A 2,581-nucleotide genomic window follows, 5' to 3' on the forward strand; every position below is an offset into this window, starting at 1 on the left:
GTCCTGCACTGCGTGCGGTCTTGGCAGACGGCCCTACGCCCGACACCGAAGCCGTTCGCCTGAGACGGCTCACGTCTACGTGGTCGGGCTGCGCGGTCGCTGCACTCCCTTGCGCTCCGCGCCGTGGGGCACCGTTCGCCGACCGCGGCTCACGGCGCACCGCGCCGCTGCGCGGGGCGCATCTGCGCCCCTTGCCTGAAAGGAACTCGCATGGCCATCTTCCATCTGAACTACCGCGGCTGCTCGCCCGCCACCGGGGCGGGCGCGGTCAGGAAGGCCGCATACCAGTCGGGCCAGGCGCTTGTGGAAGAGCGGTCGGGGCAGCTCTGCGACTATGCCAGGAAGGAGCGCGTCGTCGAGGAGGGTCTGTCTCTCCCCGGTGGCGTGCCGCCCATCGGGCGCGGCGAGCTCTGGAACGGGGCCGAGCGGGCATGGGCCGAGGGCGGCGGCGGCAACGAGCTCGTCGCGCTGCGCTATGAGTTTGCGTTGCCGATCGAGCTCGATGCCGCCGGCCGCCGCGCCTGCGTGCGCGACTTCTGCGGGATGTTCCCCGCGAAGGCGTGCGACTGGGCGATACATGACGACGGCCGCGGCGGGAACCCCCACGCTCACGTACTCGTCTCCGCGCTCGACATTAGCGCTCAGGGCTTCATCCAGAGGACCAAGGCCGAGAAGGGGCAGTGCTGGTACCTGTGCCAGGATGCACATGGGCGGCAGGCACCCATTCGCGCAACCGATTGGAAGGCAGCCAAGGCAGATGGCTGGGAGAAGATATATAACTTCAAGGATGGCCGCCGCCTGACCATGAAGCAGGCGAAGGCCGAGGGCCTGGGCACGAAGGACCGCACGAGTAAGAGGCCAGTGCAGATGCACCGTATCTCGGGTCAGGCCGCGCGCGACGTCGGTAGTGCCGAACTCACGGCCGTCCGCGCGGCCTGGGCAGAGATCGCCAACAGGCACCTCGCGGCACACGCCGCCGCAACGGGAACCACGGCACAGATTATCGACCATCGCAGCAATAAAGATAGAGGGCTGGATGAGCAGCCGACCGTGCATGAGGGCGGCACCGGGCTAATCGGGCACGCCGATCGCGTCAAGCTGAATAAAGAGATACGCGACCGCAACGCCCGCCTGCGGGTCCTTCGCGCAGAGCTACAGCAGGAGGGCGCCGCCCTCGAGCAGCTGCAACGGGAAGTCGCGGAGCTCGAGCGTCAGCGCGGCCGCATCGAGAAGGCCAAGCGCGGTCGTGCCCAGGGCAGGCACAGGGGCGCGCTGGCCAAGCGCCGCCGCGTGGCCATGGCCACCGCCGCCGCGGCCGCCGATGCCCAGCGCCGCGTGGCCATGGCCACCGCGGATCAGGTCGATACCCGCGCGGAGATGATCGCTCAGCTCGACGAGCAAATTGCCGCGCTTGACCTCAAGATTCGCCAGCTGCAGGGCGGCAACAGCGCTGCGATGCTGTCCGGCCCCCTGCTCAAGGCCGCGGGGCTCGGCATCGAGCGCCGCAAGCTCGCTGACGAGCGGGCGAGGCTCGCGGGCGAGGACCCCGCGCCTCGCAAGCCCGAGCCGCCGCAGGCCGAACAGAAACGCCCCCGCGGCCACAAGCCCAAGCACTAGCCGCCGGACGGTAGCTTCAGCTACCTTGGCGGCGGCTTTGGCCACGGCCGCCCGCCGCGGCATCCCGACCGTTCGCGGCTGCCGGCGAAAAAAATATTTTGGAGGGGTCGCGCGTGTAAATATACGCGTGCATGTGCGCCTGCGCGATGGCACGTCTGACCTGCGATAACTAGACTTTTTCGGACTTTTTCGGAGCCGTACGCTTAGGCTGCGCCACGGACGGTGGCGCAGGGTTCACGGCAAGGAGGTTGTCATGGTCAGGGTTCGTCTTGAGGGCATGACCGACGAGGTTCAGCGCATCGCCGACGCGATGCAGGCGGCGGGGTGCGTTCTGGAGCGCTCCCGCGAGTACCCGAACTGCGGCGAGAGCAGGTATGTCCGTGTCTATCTCGACTGCGATCTACCCAAGGAGGTGAGCCTCCATGATTGAGATTGACGGCGTCGAGCTGCGCACCGCGGCACAGTGGGAGAAGAAGCACCGCCATGTCAAGAAAGGCCAGCTCGGAAAAGGCGTGGAGCGCACTTGGCGCTCCCCGAACGGAAACACGACCGCGATGTTCTACAACATCGAGCAGACGCGTCCCTGGGCGAAAAAGGACGTCGAGGCGGTCAACCGCCGCCGCCGCGCCGACGCCAAGGCGAAGCGCGAGGCCGAGGAGCGCGAGCGCAGCGAGGGTGCCGCCCGCGCGGAACAGCATCGCAAAGACCTTCTCGATTGTTGGGGGGCTCACATCGACGAGGAAACCTTGCAGGAGGGCCGCCGCGACCACACCGCCTACCAGTGGTGCGATCTCGGCTTCGTCCCAATCGCCGAGGCTCGGTGGCGGCTTACCCGATACGGAGGCAATTCCGCATGGTATTACTGCTCTCCCTGGGATGTGCGCTATGACCCAGACCGCGCCAAGGAGCTGCTGGAGACGGGGCCGCGCGAGTACGACAGGCTGCCCGACGGTCGTCCGTACGA

General features: G+C 67.6%; 3 protein-coding genes. All 3 read left to right on the forward strand.

Features of this window, described 5'->3' with window-relative positions; translation table 11 throughout:
* Positions 1–123 precede the first annotated feature (123 nt).
* Positions 124–1,617, forward strand: coding sequence for a MobA/MobL family protein (locus ABHT90_RS09935; protein ID WP_346982399.1), 1,494 nt, complete (start codon positions 124–126; stop codon positions 1,615–1,617).
* 253 nt (positions 1,618–1,870) lie between these two features.
* Positions 1,871–2,047 (forward strand): hypothetical protein, encoded by a 177-nt coding sequence (locus tag ABHT90_RS09940; RefSeq protein ID WP_346982400.1) that lies wholly within the window; start codon positions 1,871–1,873, stop codon positions 2,045–2,047.
* The coding region (locus tag ABHT90_RS09945) for a hypothetical protein (RefSeq protein WP_346982401.1) at positions 2,040–2,581 on the forward strand (542 nt) is incomplete at its 3' end. The genes ABHT90_RS09940 and ABHT90_RS09945, both read left to right, overlap by 8 nt.

This window comes from Collinsella aerofaciens, from assembly GCF_039758815.1.
GTDB lineage: Bacteria > Actinomycetota > Coriobacteriia > Coriobacteriales > Coriobacteriaceae > Collinsella > Collinsella aerofaciens_BP.